The sequence below is a fragment of the Serratia sp. 14-2641 genome (assembly GCF_001692375.1).
Classification (GTDB): domain Bacteria; phylum Pseudomonadota; class Gammaproteobacteria; order Enterobacterales; family Enterobacteriaceae; genus Chania; species Chania fonticola_C.
In genome coordinates, this window is sequence record NZ_LXKR01000101.1 from 182677 (window position 1) to 201398 (window position 18722).

Genomic DNA, 18722 nt, shown 5'->3' on the forward strand with positions numbered 1-18722 from the left:
TCCCACATTGGAATCCCATGACCAAATACAGCTTGCGCGCGCGCATGATGATCCTGATCCTGGCACCGACTTTATTGATCGGTCTGCTGCTCAGCACCTTCTTTGTAGTGCACCGCTACAACGAGTTGCAGGAGCAATTGGTCGATGCCGGTGCCAGCATCATCGAACCTCTGGCCGTCGCCAGCGAATATGGCATGACCTTCCGCAGCCGTGAGTCGGTGCGGCAACTGGTCAGCCTGCTACATCGCCGCCATTCGGATATCGTCCGGGCGATCACCGTGTTTGATGCGCAGAACAACCTGTTTGTCACCTCCAACTATCATCACAATTATACCCAGTTGCAGTTGCCCAAAGGTGTGCCGGTGCCCACCGATATGATGCTGACCCGGCGCGGCGATTCACTGATCCTGCGCACGCCAATCCTGTCGGAATCACAGTTCCCGGACGAGAACAGCGGCGAGGAGGCACATCCCGACAGCAACCTCGGCTACGTAGCGATCGAGCTGGATCTGCAATCGGTACGCCTGCAGCAATATAAAGAGGTGTTCGTTTCTACCCTGCTGCTGCTGTTGTGTATGTGTATTGCCATTCTGTTTGCCTACCGTCTGATGCGCGACGTCACCGGCCCAATCCGCAATATGGTCAACACCGTTGACCGTATCCGCCGCGGCCAGTTGGATAGCCGGGTAGAAGGCTTTATGCTCGGCGAGTTGCAAATGCTGAAAAACGGTATCAACTCGATGGCGATGTCGCTGACCGCCTATCATGAGGAGATGCAGCAGAACATCGACCAAGCCACCTCCGATCTGCGTGAAACGCTGGAGCAAATGGAGATCCAGAACGTTGAGCTGGATCTGGCGAAGAAGCGCGCGCAGGAAGCCGCCCGTATCAAATCGGAATTCCTGGCCAATATGTCCCATGAGCTGCGTACCCCGCTCAACGGGGTGATCGGCTTTACCCGCCAGACGCTGAAAACCGACCTGAGCGCCACCCAGACCGACTATCTGCAAACTATCGAACGCTCGGCCAACAACCTGCTGACTATCATCAACGACGTGCTGGACTTCTCCAAGCTGGAGGCTGGCAAGCTGATCCTGGAACACATTCCGTTCTCGCTGCGTGAAACGCTGGATGAGGTGCTGGTATTGCTGGCCCCTAGCGCACACGACAAAGGGCTGGAGCTGACCCTGGATGTGCAAAACGATGTGCCAGAGCAGGTGATTGGCGATTCACTGCGCCTACAGCAGGTGATCACCAATCTGCTCGGCAATGCGGTGAAGTTCACCGAAACCGGCAATATCGATATCCGCGTCGAGCTTCGTAACCAACTGGAACGCCAGGTGGAGCTGGAAGTGCAGATCCACGATACCGGCATCGGGATTTCTGAACGTCAGCAATCGCAGTTGTTCCAGGCTTTCCGCCAGGCAGATGCCAGCATCTCGCGCCGCCACGGCGGTACTGGGCTGGGCCTGGTGATCACCCAGAAGCTGGTGAAAGAGATGGGAGGTGATATCAACTTCCACAGCCAGCTCAATCGCGGCTCAACCTTCTGGTTCCACATCACTCTCGATCTCAACGAAGGCATGTTGTCGCTGCCACCTAGCCTGCCGGATCTGCGCGGTAAAACCCTGGCCTATATCGAAGCCAACCCAACGGCGGCTCAGGCCACGCTGAATATGTTGAGCGCTACCCATCTGGTGGTGACCCATTCGCCAACTCTGGGGCAATTGCCGAAAAATCATTATGACTTCCTGTTGGCAGGCGTACCGATCCCTTATCGGGACGGTATCGGCCAGCATCGAGACAAGCTGCTGGAGTCACTGCGTCTTGCCGAGCGGGTGATCCTGGCGGTGCCTAGCCAGTCGCAGATCGATGCCGAAGAAATGAAAAAGCTAGGCGCTATCGGCTGCCTGACCAAACCGATCAGCAGTAATCGCCTGTATCCGCTACTGCGTCTGGAGGCCCCGCTGCGTCAGAATGCGCCAAAGGTACATAGACGCTTACCGCTGACGGTGATGGCAGTCGATGATAACCCGGCCAACCTGAAGCTGATCGGTGCCTTGCTGGCAGAACAGGTGGAAAAAACGCTGCTGTGTGAAAGCGGTGAGGAGGCCATCGTGCTGGCACGTGATAACGTGCTGGATATGATCCTGATGGATATTCAGATGCCGAACATTGACGGCATCCGCGCCAGTGAGCTGATCCGCCAGATGCCGCATCACAACTCCACACCGATCGTTGCGGTTACCGCCCATGCGGTGAGCGGCGAACGCGAACACCTGTTGCAGGCTGGCATGGATGACTATCTGGCCAAGCCGATTGACGAAGCCATGCTGACACGGGTGCTCTCCCGATATCACACCGTCGAGCTTGAACCAGAAGCAGCCCAGCCGCGTAGCCCGGCCGAACCACCGTTATCGCTGGATTGGCCGTTGGCATTGCGCCAAGCCGCCAATAAAGAGGATCTGGCGCGCGATCTGTTGCAGATGCTGATCGAGTTCCTGCCACAGGTCAGCGATCGGGTAAAAGCCGTGCTGGAAGGAGAAGAGGACGACACCATTCTCGATCTGATCCACAAGCTGCACGGCAGTTGCAGCTACAGCGGCGTTCCGCGCCTTAAGCAACTGTGTTTCTATCTTGAGCAGCAACTGCGTCAGGGTGTGAGCAACGGTGATTTAGAACCGGAATGGCTGGAGCTGTTGGATGAGATTGAGCTGGTGGAGACGGAAGCGAAGTTCCAGTTGGGATAAGCCTGATGCCCCTCACGCTAACCCTCCTGTGGGAGAGGGTTGGCGTGAGGGGGTTAACCAGCGTTCCGCCAGGTCGCTGCCCTTATCGGGTGACTTCTGCCTTGGCCAACTTTTCGTAATAACACGCCAGTGCGCTGTGATCGGCATTGCCCAGACCATCGGCGCGCAGTGCCTGCATCATTTCCATCACCGCAGCAGTAAGCGGTAGCTGCGCCCCCACACCATGGGAGGTATCCAGCGCATTGGCTAGATCCTTGATGTGCAAGTCAATGCGGAAACCCGGTTTGAAATTGCGATCCATCACCATCGGAGCCTTGGCTTCCAACACCGTGCTGCCCGCCAGCCCGCCACGGATTGCCTGGAAAACCAGGTCTGGGTTGACCCCGGCCTTGGTGGCCAGCACCAACGCCTCGGACATGGCCGCTATATTCAGCGCCACGATCACCTGATTCGCCAGCTTGGTGACGTTGCCTGCACCAATATCGCCGGTATGCACCACCGAACCGGCCATGGTTTTCATCACGTCAAAACAGCGATCAAATACCTCTTTATCGCCGCCCACCATCACCGACAATGTGGCATCTATCGCTTTAGGCTCACCGCCGCTCACCGGAGCATCAAGCATGGCAATCTGTTTGGCAGCCAGTGCTTCGCTGATTTCACGGCTTGCCAGTGGAGCAATAGAACTCATGTCGATCAGCACGGAGCCTGCCTTGGCCCCCTCAATCAGGCCATTTTCTCCCAATGCCACCTCCCGCACCTGCGGCGAGTTGGGCAGCATGGTGATCACGATATCACTCAGTGCGGCCACCGCCTTTGGCGTGGCGGCAACATCGGCACCCAGTGCGGCCAGTTCAGCCACCGCTTGGGCATTGCGATCCATCACCACCAGCGAATAACCCGCCTGCAGCAGGTTTTTGCTCATGGGTTTCCCCATAATTCCCAAACCAATAAAGCCAATTTTCATCCCGCTCTCCTTATTCAACACCCTGTTTAAACCGATCGCACAAAGCCTGCGTGGCCGTGCGGAATACGCCAAGATCGCTGCCGACGGCCACGAACCTGGCTCCCCATTCCAGATAACGGCGAGCATCAGCCTCCGCCGGTGCCAAGATGCCGCTAGCTTTACCGTTCGCGCTAGCACGCTCGAAAATATGACGGATCACCGCCTGCACCTCCGGGTGATTTGGCTGGCCGAGATACCCCAAAGCGGCGGAAAGATCCCCCGGTCCGACAAAGATGCCGTCAACGCCCTCAACGCCAGCTATCGCGTCCAGGTTATCGACCCCCTGCTGGCTTTCGATCTGTACCATCACCGCTATCTGCTGGTTGATCTGGGCGAAATAGTCCGGCACGGTGCCGTAACCGTTGCTGCGGTGCGACACAGAGACCCCACGGATCCCCGCAGGGGGATAACGCGTCGACGCTACCGCCAACTGTGCCTGCTCAGCACTTTCCACAAATGGGATCAGAAAGTTGTAAAAACCGATATCCAGCAAGCGTTTGATAATCACCGGTTCGTTGCAGGGTGGGCGTACCACTGCGGCGCTAGGGCTGCCCTTCAGCGCCATCAGTTGCGGTACGAAAGTGCCAATGTCATTCGGCGCATGCTCACCATCCAGCACCAGCCAGTCGAAACCGGCCAGCCCCAAGACTTCGGTGGAGATCGGGTTGGCAAGCGCAGACCAGCAGCCGATCAGGGTTTCACCCGCGAGCAACGATTGGCGAAAAGGGTTATGGCAGCTCTTCATGAAATTTCCTCTGTAGACGGATTAACGCACTAGGCACGGGCGTTTGTTATCAAAGATCCAGCCAGGGATCAGATACTGCATACCCTGCGCATCGTCGCGTGCCCCAAGCCCGTGTTTCTGGTAAAGCTCATGACCCTGCATTAAACGATCCCGATCCAGCTCGATCCCTAATCCTGGCCGTTGTGGAACCTGTACGCGGCCACCAATAATCTGCAGCGGTTCCCGCGTCAGCCGTTGGTTGCCCTCCTGCCAGATCCAATGGGTGTCGATCGCCGCAATGTTGCCCGGCGCCGCTGCGGCCACATGGGTGAACATCGCCAACGAGATATCGAAGTGGTTATTGGAATGTGAGCCCCAGGTCAGGCCGAACTCATGACACATCTGGGCGACGCGCACCGATCCCTGCATGGTCCAGAAATGAGGATCCGCCAATGGGATATCTACCGACTGCAACTGCAACGTATGCCCCATCTGCCGCCAGTCCGTGGCAATCATGTTGGTCGCGGTAGGCAGGCCAGTGGCGCGGCGGAACTCGGCCATCACTTCCCGCCCAGAGAAGCCCTGCTCTGCCCCACAAGGATCTTCGGCATAGGCCAGCACGTTACGCAGCTGTTTGCCTAGCACGATCGCCTCCTTCAGCGACCAGGCGCCGTTGGGATCGAGCGTAATGCGCGCCTGAGGGAAACGCTGCGCCAGCGCCGTGACGGCTTCGGCCTCTTCGCTACCCGCCAATACGCCGCCCTTTAGCTTGAAATCGTTGAAGCCATACTTATCAAAAGCCGCCTCCGCCAGGCGCACTATGCTTTGCGGTGTCAGCGCTTGTTCATGACGCAGGCGATACCAGTCGCAGGCTTCACTTGGCTGGCTCTGGTAAGGCAGCGGCGTTTTGTTGCGATCGCCGATATAAAACAGATAACCGAGCATTTCCACCGAGTCACGCTGCTGCCCATCCCCCAACAGGGCGGCTACCGGCACATCAAGGAACTGCCCCAGCAGGTCCAGCATCGCCGCTTCAATGCCGGTCACCACGTGGATGGTGGTACGCAAATCGAAGGTTTGCAGGCCGCGCCCGCTGGCATCCAGATCGGCAAAGCGTTCACGAACCCGGTTCATCACGTTCTTGTATTCCCCCAGGGTTTTGCCAACCACCAGAGACTGAGCCTCTTCCAGGGTCTGGCGGATTTTCTCGCCCCCTGGGATCTCCCCTAACCCAGTGTTACCGGCGTTATCCTGCAAGATCACGATATTACGGGTGAAGAATGGGGCGTGAGCGCCGCTGAGATTGAGCAGCATGCTGTCGTAACCGGCCACCGGTACAACCTGCATGGCAGTAATCTTTGGTGCTGTAGTCATAGAGATGTCCTCAAAATTTTGGGTTCAATTGCCAAACTTGCCGCCGTGTCATTGCCTGCTGGCCTTCGCCATCGGTTTCAGTTCGATACGCTTGATATCCCCCACGATGAACAGGTAGCTGGCCACCGCCAACAGCGCATGGATCCCGACGTAGACCAACGCGCCGTTAAACGATCCGGTGGTACCAATGATGTAGCCGATAGCGATCGGCGTGACGATACCGGAGATATTGCCGAACATATTGAACAGGCCACCGCTCAGGCCGCTGATCTCTTTGGGGGCGGTATCTGCCATCACTGCCCACCCCAGCGCGCCCAGTCCCTTACCGAAGAACGCGGCGGCCATGATGCCCACCACCATCCACTCGGTTTCAACGTAGTTGCAGAAGATCATCGACATCGACAACAGCATGCCCAGCACGATCGGCGTTTTACGGGCGAAGGTCAGCGACTGGGTACGGCGCATCAGGTAGTCGGAAATCACGCCGCCGAGCACCCCACCGACAAAACCACAAATGGCAGGAACCGAGGCGACAAAGCCGGCCTTGAGGATCGACATACCCCGCGCCTGCACCAGATACACCGGGAACCAGGTGATAAAGAAATAGGTCAGTGCGTTGATGCAGTACTGGCCGATATAGACCCCAATCATCATGCGTGATTGCAGCAGCTGCTTGATCTGGAACCACTTCTCGCCTTTGACCTTCACCTGTGTGGCCTGTTTCTGATCCATATTGATCAAGGCACCGCCGGCTTCGATATAGTCCAGCTCGGCCTGGTTGATGCTGGGGTGGTCTTTGGGATTGTGCAGCACCTTAAGCCAGACAAAACTCAGGATGATGCCCAGCCCGCCCATAAAGAAGAACACGTGCGACCAGCCAACGGCATGCGTCAGCCAGCCCATGATCGGTGCGAAGATCACCGTGGCAAAGTATTGGGCCGAGTTGAAGATCGATACTGCCGTGCCACGTTCATGGGCAGGGAACCAGGCGGCGACAATCCGGCTGTTACCGGGGAATGACGGTGCTTCTGCCAGGCCGACCAGGAAGCGCAGCGCAAACAGCGCTATGACGATGCCAAAACCGCTGAAGATATCTACGAAGCCTTGCAGCAAGGTAAATAGCGACCAGATGAAGATGCTCCAGAAGTAGACCCGCTTGGAGCCGAAGCGATCCAATAACCAGCCACCGGGGATCTGGCCAATCACATAGGCCCACGAAAACGCCGAAAAGATATAACCCATTCCAACCGGATCGAGGCCAATATCCTGAGCCATTGCAGTACCGGCAATGGAAAGCGTGGCACGATCGCCATAGTTAAATGAGGTGACGATAAACAGCATTACCACGATCCAGTAACGTTTATTGGTTCGCTTGATGGCACTGTTGGCAGCGCTGATAGTAGACATGGTGCTCTCCTGCATTACTATATTCATCCTGAAAAACTGCTAAAAATATCTCAGAACGAAAGGTTTAAATTAAATTGCAGCCTTTTTTGAGCAGTTCGATTAATACGGCATCGGCAATTTTTAAACGCATTAACGCTTGGTGGAGAAAAGTATAGGGAACCCACTGCCGGGACTCATCGGGCAAATAACCCAATAACAGGGCTAAGATGGCGGCTTATTTATGGCGTATGCCCAATCGGGCGCGGGCTGGTTCACGGTTCCCGCGGTTGCGTGAGCCATCTCACAGCGGATTAGCACAATGCCAAAGATTGACCTCTGGAAAACGCCAAATCTAGGTCATTTGCATAATGCCCGACACAATAGCGAATGTTATGCTTTTTGCTGAGCCAGTCTTTCGATTATTACCCACGGCGTACATAAATCAGAGTACGTGAGGTTTCACTATGTCCGAATATGCAGTTGGCAGTATTACAGCATTACCGCACTATATTCAGGTTCATCGGCAAGACAACGTCGCCATTGTGGTTAATGACCATGGTCTGCCTAAAGGGGCAAGCTTCCCTTGCGGTCTGACATTATTGGAGCATATTCCCCAAGGGCATAAAGTTGCGCTGCAAGATATTCCTCAAGACGGCACTATTTTGCGCTATGGCGAAGTGATTGGCTTTGCCGCACGGGATATTCGCCGTGGCAGCTGGATTGATGAATCGCTGGTGCTGCTTCCCCCGGCTCCCGAGTTGGCCAGCCTGCCACTCGCCAACAATGTACCCCAAGCATTACCGCCCCTGGAAGGTTATACCTTTGAAGGCTACCGTAATGCCGACGGTAGCGTTGGCAGCAAGAACCTGTTGGCTATCACCACCAGCGTGCACTGCGTGGCCGGTGTGGTGGATTATGTGGTGAAAATGATTGAGTGCGACCTGCTGGCGAAATACCCCAACGTCGACGGCGTGGTGGGGCTGAATCATCTCTATGGCTGCGGCGTCGCCATCAACGCTCCCGCAGCGGTGGTCCCTATCCGCACCCTACACAATCTGGCGCTCAACCCGAACTTTGGCGGCGAAGTGATGGTTGTGGGACTAGGCTGCGAGAAGTTGCAGCCGGAACGTCTGCTGCAGGGCACCCCAGATGTCCAACCCATTACCGTGGATGAAAGCCGGATTGTTCGCCTACAAGATGAGAAGCATGTTGGGTTCCAGGCCATGGTGGCCGATATTCTGGCCGTTGCAGAGCAGCACCTGCAACGCCTGAACCGTCGCCAGCGGGAAACCGTGCCAGCCTCAGAGCTGGTGGTGGGGATGCAATGTGGTGGTAGCGATGCCTTTTCCGGGGTGACGGCCAACCCGGCGGTGGGTTTTGCTTCCGACCTGCTGGTACGCTGCGGGGCAACCGTGATGTTTTCTGAAGTTACCGAAGTACGTGATGCCATCCACCTGTTAACCCCACGGGTCGCCGATCAACAAGTTGGCAAGCGCTTACTGGAGGAGATGGCGTGGTATGACGACTACCTCAACCAAGGGCAAACCGATCGCAGCGCCAACCCTTCACCCGGCAATAAGAAAGGCGGTTTGGCTAACGTGGTGGAAAAGGCATTGGGCTCAATAGCCAAATCTGGCAGTAGCGCGATTGTCGAAGTGCTCTCCCCTGGTCAACGACCCAGCAAGCGTGGGCTGATTTATGCCGCCACCCCTGCCAGCGACTTTGTTTGCGGCACGCAGCAGTTGGCTTCCGGCATTACGGTGCAAGTGTTCACTACCGGCCGGGGAACCCCTTACGGCCTGACCGCCGTGCCGGTGATCAAAATGGCGACGCGCAGCGCGCTGGCTGAACGCTGGCACGATCTGATCGATATCAACGCCGGAACTATCGCCACCGGGGAGGCGAGCATTGAGCAGGTGGGTTGGCAACTGTTTGAACTGATCCTGGATATCGCCAGCGGCCGCAAGCAAACCTGGTCAGATCGATGGGGTTTGTTCAACGCGTTGGCGGTATTTAACCCGGCACCAATTACTTGAGTGCAACGCCCCTCTCCCCAAGGAGAGGGAACCGATCGTGCAACTATTTAGCCTCCCGACTCCGTATTAGCTGGGGTTTAAATACCGCGACACTGAAGCTTGAGGCTGGCGGGAGTCATGCAGGTTAGCCGACCGTTGAGCGCACGGATGCGCGATTGCGAGCCCCCATGGACGGGTTCACGGCGTGTCGGCGTTCTGTATGACTCCCACCAGCAACGCTATTGCGTACAGCTAGGCTAGTCTTCATCAAGCTGTAACCCCACATACAGCAACAGGCGAGCATCGAAATTAGCCAGGTTCAACCCGGTGAGTTCCGAAATGCGATTGAGGCGATATTCCAGCGTATTGCGGTGAATATAGAGTGCCTTGGCGGTCGCGGTGGGCTGCACATTATTCAGGAACCAGGCATTTAAGGTACGCAGCAGCAAACCATTACCGTCCATGGCTTTCAAACGCTCCAAAGGCCGAGCCAGCTCATCCGCCTGCCAACCACTCCGCAGGCTGCCCAGCAACACCGGCAGCATCAGATCCTGATAATAATAGGCCCAGCGCCCAGGCATGCGCTGCTTGCCAACGGCCATGGTGGTACGCGCAGTACGGTAGGAACGCACCAGGCTGCCTGGGCCAATGAAATAGTTGCCGAGCGCAATACGCACTCGCAAACGGCTGCTTTCATTGATGCGCACCAGCAGATTCTCCACTCGCCGCCGGTGGGCCTCGGCATCCCAACGCCCGTGGTGATTCAGCGCCGGTTTAAGTACCACCATCTCACTGAGAGAAACAATGGCGATCAGGTTGTCACGTTCGGGTAGCGTCAGCAGCTCCTGTAACTGCTGCAACTCGGCCATGGCGCTGTCGACCCCCAACTGGCCGCTATCCACCTCTACTACCGCCGCGACACGGGGCTGGTTGGGATCTATCCCCAGGCGGTGCGCCCATTCCATCAAGGCCGGTGACAACTCCTCCGTACGGATCAGGTTCAACACAAACTCTTCACGAAAGCGGCTGTCCTGGGCCAACAAACTCAACAAACGCGCCTGCTCCAGCATCATTTCAGCGGTCATGCAGACCAGTTCACCGTACTGCCGCAGTTGCACCGGATCGCCGGTCAGGCCGATGACCCCAACGATATTCCCGTCAACGTGCAACGGCAGATTAATACCGGGCCGAACGCCGTGCAAATGACGGGCAACGGCATCGTCAATAGCGACCACCCTGGCCTGAGACAACACCAGCAATGCCCCCTCATGCAGTTCCCCCAGCCGCTCAGGGTCGCCACTGCCAATAATCCGGCCCCGGTTGTCCATCACGTTGATATTGCTATCAATAATTTTCATGGTGCGAGCGACAATTTCCCTGGCTAGCTTGGCATCAAGATGATACTCCGCCATTGCGTCTTATCCCCGTCGGATGATAAACCAACGTTCAGCATACCGACGCGCCTCTACGGGCACATTGTGCAGATGCCCAAATACGTTTTATCCGGGCACGAGTTTGTGCTCAAACTCACAGTTTTTAAGCCATAAAAAAAGGCACGCCGCAGCGTGCCTCTGTAGAACAATGGAACAACATTACTGCATCAGCAGATACAGCGTTGAGTCGCCACGTTGGATGTTCAACGCCAGTACCGCAGGCTTGCTGTCGAGCACCTTACGCAGTTCACCCAGGTTATTGATCGGCTGCTGGTTCACACCCATGATCACGTCGCCTTTTTTCAGCCCGATGCGCGCAGCGGCACTGCCAGGTTTCACCTTCTCAATCTTCACACCTTTCACTTTGTCGGTGCTGTTGCTCAGTTCTGCACCTTCAATACCGGTGTAAATATTGCTGGAATCAACCTGCTCCTGGCTGCTTTGCTCAAGCGTTACGTCAATGGTTACCGGCTTGCCGTCGCGGATAATGCCCAGCGCCATCTTGGTGCCCACCGGCAAGCTGCCGATCTCGGCACGGAACGACGCAAAGCTGGAGATGGCTTTACCGTTCAGAGTGACAATCACGTCACCGGCCTTGATACCGGCCTTGGCAGCGGAGGATTTCGGCATAACCTGGCTGACGAATGCGCCACGCTGGGCGTCTACTTTCATCGCTTGCGCCAGCTCGGAGTTCAGCTCGGTACCCATAATGCCCAGCTCACCACGTTTCACCTGGCCATACTCCACCATTTGCGAAGTCAGGTTTTTCACCATGTTGCTTGGAATAGCGAAGCCGATACCGATGTTACCGCCGTCCGGCGCCAGGATCGCGGTGTTAATGCCAACCAACTCACCGTTCAGGTTAACCAACGCACCGCCGGAGTTACCCCGGTTGATCGCCGCATCGGTCTGGATAAAGTTTTCGTAGTTTTCAATGTTCAGACCGCTACGCCCCAAGGCAGAAACGATCCCGGAGGTCACGGTTTCACCCAAGCCATACGGGTTACCGATCGCCACGGTGTAATCACCCACGCGCAGTTGCTCGGAATCGGCCATTTTGATCGCTGACAGGTTTTTGGCGTCTTTCAGCTGGATCAACGCGATATCAGAACGCGGATCCTTGCCGATCACCTTGGCTTCAAAGCGACGGCCATCGCTCAATTGCACCGTGATCTTGCTGGCATTGTCTACCACGTGGTTGTTGGTGACCACATAGCCTTTTTCCGCGTTGATGATAACGCCTGAACCCAGGGCTTTAAAGGCTTCCTGGGTAGTTGGCCCACCCGGTGCGCCACCTTGGCACATTGGGGAACCCTGGAAGGGTGAACCATCCTGGCAGAACGGCGACATTTGCTGTACCGTTTTCGCATTCACCGCGGCACTTCCTTCCACGTTAATGCTTACCACTGAAGGCATCACTTTTTCCAACATCGGTGCCAGGCTTGGCAACGGTTGGGCGCTAGTGGAGGCAGAAGCCGTTTCTGCGGCGTTGGCGGTAGTTACCGGACCCATTGCCAAACCAATACTCAAAGCCAGGGCGCTTAAAACCAGTGCTGTTTTTTTCATCTTCATCTGTGTGTCTCTTAAAAGTCGTTCAAAAGGAATACCGGGTCTTGGTGCTTAGTAAGAGCCTGCTGATTAGCTGAAGTTCCCCTGGTGCGGCTGGCTAATAGTAAACAAATATTGTCGGTCTTTACAAAACTCGAAATAATGTTCCAGCCTGAGAGTTATCTCGCTAAAATAAGCGAGAATTATCTCATGAATTTATTCCGCCGCCATTAAACGACGATATTCATCATAGGCATAAAGGTCGGTCATGCCGCTGATATAATCCTGTAACAACCGCGCCCGGAAATAATATTCCCTAATAGCCTGCTGCTCGGCCGAAAGATGCTGCAAACCTTCCACCGCCTCGACATAGGCCAGGCGATGTTTGGTAGAAAGCTTGTGAAACAGCCGCGTTTCAATCGGAAACGCCCGGTGGCTGTCTTCCCGCACCAACTGGCTGAAATCGGCCAGCGACATGGCCAGCAGCGGGCTATAAATGTCCAGCAGGCCGTTGATCACCCGGTAGCCCTGTAGTTCCAACTGCTCCACTTCCGGGTGGTTGAACACGTGTTTGAACGCAACGTTCTTGAAGATAGCGAGCAGGCGGCAAGCCGGGCTGGCATCCTCCAACAAGGCTCCGTTAAAGTGGCCGTGATACACCGCGTCCAGGTTATCGATAAACCGCTGGGCCGCATGGGGAACCAATTTGGCAACGGTAAATACCCGCAGGTACATAAAGAACTGATCTTCTGAACTGCGGCGGGCTGCGCTACGCTCGATTTTACGAAACGCACTGGCCACGGTCTTATCAAACAGATCCCCTGGAGCAATCTCGCCCCATTCCTGGGTTAAATGCTGATACAGCTGTTCCACGGTAAAGATGTTCTTTTCTACCGCGTCTTCCAGATCGGCCACGCAATAAGAAATATCATCGGCGGCCTCCATAATATAGGTGAGAGGAAAACGATCGAACTCTCCCATATGTAATTCGCGCCGCAAGCGATCGACAAAGGCTTCTTCCGCCAGATAAAACCCCGGCTTCTTCATCAGATAGCTGTGGCTGGCGGGAATATCGCTCGCCCAATAGGCCGGGCGGGTATATTTCAGGATGCAGCCAACCTGCGCATAGGTCAGGTTCAATTTCAGCAACGTGTAGACCAGACGGATCGCCTGAGCATTGCCCTCAAAGTGGCTGAGGTCGTGGCGAATACGGCTGCGCAGCCGGTTAAGATCGCTCTCCCCTTCATGCAGGCGTAACACCTCTACCAGGCAACGATCGTGGCTACCCGGTTCACTGCCACAGCTGGCGGGATCGAGCCGCTGGCGGAACCAGTCGTTGATGGCAGATTCGCCGAAATGGCCGAATGGCGGATTACCTATGTCGTGCATCAGGCAGGCCATTTCGACAATGCTCTCGAAAGGATCGAGCAGCTTGCTCAGGCCGAGCGCATCAATACGCTTTTCCTGTTTGAAGCGGTTGAGGATCTCTTTGGCAATATGCCGCCCCACCTGCTGTACTTCCATCGAGTGGGTCAGACGGCTGCGTACCGCCGCGTTACGCTCCAGCGGAAACACCTGCGTTTTCTGCTGCAAACGACGTATCGCCGCAGAATTGACGATGCGACCGCGATCGCTCTCGAACTGGCGAATGATGTCGTACTCTTCCTCGGCTTCAATCGGCTTGCTAAAAGGCCGCTGAAAGCTGATCTTCTGCTTAAAGTCGATCCCGGACATCTGTTTCTCCTCCCGTTGCGCATTCCCTCCGTGATAACAATTCCCGGCGGCGGATGCAACGGTATTGCGGATTATCTCTCTCACAGAGCCATGATAGACTATGGCGCAATTTCCATACCCTATCAGCGAGTATTATTTATATGAAAGTAGGCATCATCGGCGCAATGGAAGAAGAAGTTACCCTGCTGCGCGAGCAAATTGCGAACCGCCAGACCCTGCAACGTGCGGGCTGTGAGATCTATACCGGCCAAATCAACGGCGTGGAAGTCGCCCTGCTCAAGTCGGGCATCGGCAAAGTGGCAGCGGCTCTGGGTACCACCCTGCTGCTGGAACAGTGCCAACCCGATGTGGTGATCAATACGGGTTCCGCCGGTGGCCTGGCCGCTACGCTGAACGTGGGCGATATCGTGGTATCTGAAGAAGTGCGCTACCACGACGCCGACGTGACCGCCTTTGGCTATGAACCGGGCCAGATGGCCGGTTGCCCACCAGCGTTCGTTGCCGATCCCGCGTTGATCGAGCTAGCGGAAAACTGCATCAAACAGCTTAACCTGAACGCGGTACGCGGCCTGATTTGCAGCGGTGACGCCTTCATTAACGGTGCCGAGCCTCTGGCCCGCATCCGCAGCACCTTCCCAACCGTTGCCGCCGTTGAGATGGAAGCCGCCGCCGTTGGCCACGTTTGCCATCAGTTCGGCACGCCATTCGTGGTGGTACGCGCGATTTCCGACGTCGCCGACAGTGAATCCCACATGAGCTTCGACGAATTCCTGGCAGTGGCCGCCAAGCAGTCCTCGCTGATGGTCAATGCCATGCTGCAAGCCCTGGCCAAGCGCGGTTAATGTGAAGCTGCGTCTGTGCGCCCTGCTGAGCTGGCTGATCCTGGGGATGCTGTTGCCTGCCAGCGCCGCCCAACGGGTGATCAGCCTGGCACCGAGCACCACGGAGCTTGCCTACGCGGCCGGTATGGGGGATACCCTGCTGGCCGTCAGCGCTTACTCCGATTATCCCCCTGCCGCCAAGCAGCTGGAACAGGTCGCCTCCTGGCAAGGGATCAACCTAGAGCGGATCCTGGCGTTGAAACCCGATCTGGTTCTCGCCTGGCGTGGCGGTAACCCCCAGCGGGTATTGGATCAGCTCGCCTCCTTCGGCATCCCGATTTTTTATGCAGATGCCAAAAATATTGACGAGATCGCCCAATCTCTGGATGCGTTGGCGCAATACAGCCCTCATCCGGAACAGGCACATCAGGCCGCAGCCAGCCTCCGCCAACAGGTAGAGGAGCTGAAAACGCGCTATGCCAGCAATTCGCCAAGACCAGTGCTGTTACAGTTTGGCACCCAACCGCTGTTCACCAGTTCGGCGGCCACGTTGCAAAGTCAGGTGCTGTCCTTGTGCGGCGCAGAGAATATCTTTGCCGATAGCCCCGTGCCTTGGCCGCAGGTAAGCCGTGAGCAGGTGCTGGTGCGTAAACCGCAGGCTATCGTGATCAGCGGGAGTCCCCAGCAGATCGCCAATGTGAAAGCCTTCTGGGGCCCACAGCTGGACGTGCCGGTGATTGCCCTTGAGGAAGATTGGTTTAACCGTGCCGGGCCACGCATCATGCTGGCGGCACAATCACTATGCGGTCAATTGGCGGAGATCCATTGATGGTATTTTGGCTGGATATTCTTGGTACGGCGGTGTTTGCCATTTCCGGCGTGTTGCTGGCGGGCAAATTACGGATGGATCCCTTTGGCGTATTGGTACTGGGGGTAGTGACCGCAGTCGGTGGCGGGACGATCCGTGATATGGCGCTCGCCAACGGCCCGGTATTCTGGGTAAAGGATCCCACCGATCTGGTGGTGGCGATGATCACCTGTGTGCTGACGCTGCTGCTGGTGCGCCAGCCACGTCGCTTACCGAAATGGATCCTGCCGGTGCTGGATGCCATCGGGCTGGCGGTGTTCGTGGGGATCGGCGTCAATAAGGCGTTCGCCGCTGGCAGTGGGCCGCTGGTGGCCGTCTGCATGGGAGTGATCACCGGCGTCGGCGGCGGGATTATCCGCGACGTGCTGGCCCGCGAGATCCCGATGATCCTGCGAACCGAAGTCTACGCCACAGCCTGCATCGTTGGTGGCACGGTGCACGTCACGGCGTTCTACACCTTTGGCATGCCGCTACAGCATGCCATGATGCTGGGAATGATCATCACGCTGGGGATCCGCCTGGCCGCCATTCGTTGGCATCTGAAACTACCGGCCTTTATCCTCGAACAGTAATTCTTGCCTCCGCCAGCTTCGGCGGAGGCTTTCCTGCCAAGTAGTATATTCGACTACTATATAAGCAATGTGCTATTATTTTGCGCTATTAAAATGCGCTTGAATAATGTAATCATCTAGTTAAGTCTTCGTTAAAAATTATCCCGCGCCGTTAAGTTCCGTTCACTTTTGCCGATAGGTCCTATTGCTGTGGCCTGCGGATAGGTATTGTTTTGAGTTTACGCATGAAGAAAAATCTTTTGATCGCCAGCACACTGTTGTTGAGCAGCAGTGTGCTGGCCGAAAACACCAGCGGCAAGATGGGTATCAGCCTGACGATTGTGCCCACCTGCAGCGTAACCACGACCGGCAACACGCCACAGGTGGAATGCGGCAATGGCACAGTCTTGCAGCCGAAGATGAGCCATAGCAAACGGATAGTAGACGATCGGGAAAGCGAACTGATCACCGTGGAATGGTAGGCACAAAAAAACCCGCGCACCGTACAGGCAGGCGGGTTTTTTAACGGCGGCGGATCAGATACTGAATGAAGAACCGCAGCCACAGGTGGTTTTGGCATTCGGGTTAGTCACGATAAAGCGTGAACCTTCCAACCCTTCGGTGTAATCCACCGCGCCGCCAACCAGATATTGCAGGCTCATCGGATCAACCACCAGCGCAACGCCCTGTTTCTCGATGGTCATATCGCCGTCGTTGATCTTGTCATCAAACGTGAAGCCGTACTGGAATCCACTGCAGCCGCCACCGGTAATGTAAACCCGCAACTTCAGGTTTGGATTCTCTTCGTCAGCAATCAGGAATTTCACCTTGCTTGCTGCTGCCTCGGTAAATTGCAGGGGCAGTGCTGTTTCATCACTCATACTCGTTACTCCCAACAGTGTTTCACATCAGGCGACGACGACGGTAACCTGATTAATGGTGCTGATTATCTAATACCTGAGTGTTGCGTTCAAGTATTCACCGCATTTGTTGTATTTTCTTTACCTGTTTTCTCGGCCAATTCCTGCTGCTGCCTTTGTAAGGTGCGGGCTAAAATGGCGGAATACAATGGCTTACCGCCCAGAAACTGCGCCACCAGGGTCGCGCCGAGGCAGGTGATAATCATCGGCAAAATCAGCTGATAGTTATCGGTCATTTCCAATACCAGCACAATACCGGTTAACGGGGCACGCACGGTCGCGGCAAACAACGCCCCCATGCCCGCAATAGCAAAGGTGCCAGCCTCAAGCCCATACTCTGGGAACAGGTGAGCGCCAAAAAGGCCAAAAGCGGTGCCTAGCAGCGTCCCCAGAGCGAGCATCGGTGCAAAAATACCGCCCGGTGCGCCTGAACCGAAGCAGAGCACCGTGGTGATCACCCGTGCGATAAAGATAAACAACAGCATGCCAACGCTGTAGTTACCCGCCGCCGCGATCGGGATCAAGGACGAACCGCCACCCGCGGCTGCTGGCTCGATCAGCCCAAGCACGCCACAAACGCCCCCTAGCAGGGCACCAATCAGCAGGAACTTGCTCATCTTGCCACCATGGAAACGGGCAAACATATCCTGCGTACGAAACACCAGTGCGTTAAACATCACCCCTACCGCGCCAAACACCGTCCCCAACACCAGGTACAACCACAGCGTATTGAGGGGTGCCGAAGCGAGTTTACCCACTTCGATCAGCGGACTCTCACCATTAAAAATGCGAAAGACAATGCTCGACATAATCACGCCGATAAACACCGCCTTGATGGAAATCAGGTTGTAACGAAACTGCGGCCGCATCTCTTCAATAACGAACAAGATCCCTGCCAGAGGGGCGTTAAACGCGGCGGAGAGACCGGCTGCGGCACCGGTAGCCAGCATGGAGTGGCGCGCTTCCGCACTGCGCATACGGAAAATATCCAGCACCATTCGCCCAGCATTAGCCCCCATCTGTACCGTCGGCCCTTCACGCCCTAGCACCATGCCAGCGCCGAGCGTCCCCATACCGCCGATAAATTTCACCGGGATCACCCGCCACCAGCGCACCGGGCGTAACTCTTCCAGCGCCCCTTCAATCTCTGGGATCCCTGACCCCCCCGCCTCTGGCGCAAAACGTTTGACCAGATAAAAGCCAAAAGCGGCCAGCACGGCAGACAAAATAAACGCCAGCGGCCACACCAGGAACCAGGAGTTGGCGACAGAGGCCAGGCCCGACAGCCGTTGCTGTTGCACCCACTCCACCGCTTTATCAAAGGCGACGCCCAACAATCCCGCCAACGTCCCTACCACCGCCGCCATGATCAGGATGGCAACCGGCGTTTTATCCTGGCGAAGAAACTGACGGACTCTATGGTTGCGAGTCAGGCGTACGCCTGAAGCCGCAGGAGGCTGTTGCTGTAATTCAGTCATAGTGAGTTCATTATTGAATTGAAAAATCAGACTAATAGCGATGTAAGCTATTCTAGCTCAGTCGTTGCCTTACCGCCCCCTCAAAATAGGTATCGGTCTATGATCGTTTCATAA

General features: G+C 56.1%; 15 protein-coding genes. 6 read left to right on the forward strand and 9 right to left on the reverse strand.

Translation table 11 applies throughout. The features are described from left to right. The first annotated feature begins 17 nt into the window (after nt 1–17). A complete protein-coding gene (gene barA / locus A6U95_RS29110; protein WP_065687050.1) occupies nt 18–2750 on the forward strand; it encodes a two-component sensor histidine kinase BarA in 2733 nt (910 codons plus the stop codon). Between the two features lie 82 nt (nt 2751–2832). On the opposite strand, the gene garR is transcribed toward barA, so the two are convergent. Genes garR through A6U95_RS29130 form a run of 4 tightly spaced genes read right to left on the reverse strand, consistent with a single transcriptional unit; the run spans nt 2833 to nt 7261 of the window. Next, complete coding sequence (gene garR, locus A6U95_RS29115; protein WP_065687051.1) at nt 2833–3717, reverse strand: 2-hydroxy-3-oxopropionate reductase; 885 nt, start codon at nt 3715–3717, stop codon at nt 2833–2835. A 10-nt stretch (nt 3718–3727) separates the two neighbouring features. Then, nucleotides 3728–4501, reverse strand: a complete 774-nt coding sequence (garL, locus tag A6U95_RS29120; protein WP_065687052.1) for a 2-dehydro-3-deoxyglucarate aldolase — start codon at nt 4499–4501, stop codon at nt 3728–3730. A gap of 21 nt (nt 4502–4522) precedes the next feature. Further along, entirely contained in the window at nt 4523–5854 is a 1332-nt protein-coding gene (gene gudD, locus A6U95_RS29125) for a glucarate dehydratase (RefSeq protein ID WP_065687053.1), read from the reverse strand. 48 nt (nt 5855–5902) lie between these two features. Beyond that, complete coding sequence (locus A6U95_RS29130) at nt 5903–7261, reverse strand: MFS transporter (protein ID WP_024483471.1); 1359 nt, start codon at nt 7259–7261, stop codon at nt 5903–5905. Between the two features lie 443 nt (nt 7262–7704). On the opposite strand from A6U95_RS29130, the gene garD reads away from it, so the two are divergent. Continuing rightward, the gene (gene garD, locus A6U95_RS29135) at nt 7705–9276 is read left to right on the forward strand and encodes a galactarate dehydratase (protein ID WP_065687054.1); all 1572 of its coding nucleotides are present in this window, start codon (nt 7705–7707) and stop codon (nt 9274–9276) included. A gap of 236 nt (nt 9277–9512) precedes the next feature. Here garD and A6U95_RS29140 read toward each other — a convergent pair whose 3' ends face one another. The 3 genes from A6U95_RS29140 to dgt form a co-directional block, all read right to left on the reverse strand. Beyond that, complete coding sequence (locus tag A6U95_RS29140; RefSeq protein WP_065687055.1) at nt 9513–10667, reverse strand: CdaR family transcriptional regulator; 1155 nt, start codon at nt 10665–10667, stop codon at nt 9513–9515. Nucleotides 10668–10847: 180 nt separating this feature from the next. Beyond that, nucleotides 10848–12254, reverse strand: a complete 1407-nt coding sequence (degP, locus tag A6U95_RS29145) for a serine endoprotease DegP (RefSeq protein WP_065687104.1) — start codon at nt 12252–12254, stop codon at nt 10848–10850. A 198-nt stretch (nt 12255–12452) separates the two neighbouring features. Further along, a complete protein-coding gene (gene dgt, locus A6U95_RS29150; protein ID WP_065687056.1) occupies nt 12453–13970 on the reverse strand; it encodes a dGTPase in 1518 nt (505 codons plus the stop codon). Between the two features lie 140 nt (nt 13971–14110). Here dgt and mtnN point away from each other — a divergent pair, with 140 nt between their 5' ends. The 4 genes from mtnN (at nt 14111) to A6U95_RS29170 (ending at nt 16692) form a co-directional block, all read left to right on the forward strand. Further along, nucleotides 14111–14812 (forward strand): 5'-methylthioadenosine/S-adenosylhomocysteine nucleosidase, encoded by a 702-nt coding sequence (gene mtnN / locus A6U95_RS29155; RefSeq protein ID WP_065687057.1) that lies wholly within the window; start codon nt 14111–14113, stop codon nt 14810–14812. A gap of 1 nt (nt 14813) precedes the next feature. Then, nucleotides 14814–15620, forward strand: a complete 807-nt coding sequence (btuF, locus tag A6U95_RS29160) for a vitamin B12 ABC transporter substrate-binding protein BtuF (protein ID WP_065687058.1) — start codon at nt 14814–14816, stop codon at nt 15618–15620. Further along, entirely contained in the window at nt 15617–16231 is a 615-nt protein-coding gene (locus A6U95_RS29165; protein WP_024483478.1) for a TRIC cation channel family protein, read from the forward strand. Before btuF ends, A6U95_RS29165 begins: the two co-directional genes overlap by 4 nt. Before the next feature lie 224 nt (nt 16232–16455). After that, nucleotides 16456–16692, forward strand: a complete 237-nt coding sequence (locus tag A6U95_RS29170; protein WP_059199768.1) for a hypothetical protein — start codon at nt 16456–16458, stop codon at nt 16690–16692. 54 nt (nt 16693–16746) lie between these two features. On the opposite strand, the gene erpA is transcribed toward A6U95_RS29170, so the two are convergent. Both erpA and clcA read right to left on the reverse strand, forming a co-directional pair. Beyond that, entirely contained in the window at nt 16747–17091 is a 345-nt protein-coding gene (gene erpA / locus A6U95_RS29175; protein ID WP_021179368.1) for an iron-sulfur cluster insertion protein ErpA, read from the reverse strand. 89 nt (nt 17092–17180) lie between these two features. Beyond that, complete coding sequence (gene clcA / locus A6U95_RS29180) at nt 17181–18608, reverse strand: H(+)/Cl(-) exchange transporter ClcA (RefSeq protein WP_065687059.1); 1428 nt, start codon at nt 18606–18608, stop codon at nt 17181–17183. Nucleotides 18609–18722 lie beyond the last annotated feature (114 nt).

Excerpts from the sequence above, each read along its gene's own strand:
- barA (WP_065687050.1), top strand. The coding sequence starts at position 18 with ATGACCAAATACAGCTTGCGCGCGCGCATGATGATCCTGATCCTGGCA.
- garR (WP_065687051.1), bottom strand. The coding sequence starts at position 3,717 with ATGAAAATTGGCTTTATTGGTTTGGGAATTATGGGGAAACCCATGAGC.
- garL (WP_065687052.1), bottom strand. The coding sequence starts at position 4,501 with ATGAAGAGCTGCCATAACCCTTTTCGCCAATCGTTGCTCGCGGGTGAA.
- gudD (WP_065687053.1), bottom strand. The coding sequence starts at position 5,854 with ATGACTACAGCACCAAAGATTACTGCCATGCAGGTTGTACCGGTGGCC.
- A6U95_RS29130 (WP_024483471.1), bottom strand. The coding sequence starts at position 7,261 with ATGTCTACTATCAGCGCTGCCAACAGTGCCATCAAGCGAACCAATAAA.
- garD (WP_065687054.1), top strand. The coding sequence starts at position 7,705 with ATGTCCGAATATGCAGTTGGCAGTATTACAGCATTACCGCACTATATT.
- A6U95_RS29140 (WP_065687055.1), bottom strand. The coding sequence starts at position 10,667 with ATGGCGGAGTATCATCTTGATGCCAAGCTAGCCAGGGAAATTGTCGCT.
- degP (WP_065687104.1), bottom strand. The coding sequence starts at position 12,254 with ATGAAAAAAACAGCACTGGTTTTAAGCGCCCTGGCTTTGAGTATTGGT.
- dgt (WP_065687056.1), bottom strand. The coding sequence starts at position 13,970 with ATGTCCGGGATCGACTTTAAGCAGAAGATCAGCTTTCAGCGGCCTTTT.
- mtnN (WP_065687057.1), top strand. The coding sequence starts at position 14,111 with ATGAAAGTAGGCATCATCGGCGCAATGGAAGAAGAAGTTACCCTGCTG.
- A6U95_RS29170 (WP_059199768.1), top strand. The coding sequence starts at position 16,456 with ATGAAGAAAAATCTTTTGATCGCCAGCACACTGTTGTTGAGCAGCAGT.
- erpA (WP_021179368.1), bottom strand. The coding sequence starts at position 17,091 with ATGAGTGATGAAACAGCACTGCCCCTGCAATTTACCGAGGCAGCAGCA.
- clcA (WP_065687059.1), bottom strand. The coding sequence starts at position 18,608 with ATGACTGAATTACAGCAACAGCCTCCTGCGGCTTCAGGCGTACGCCTG.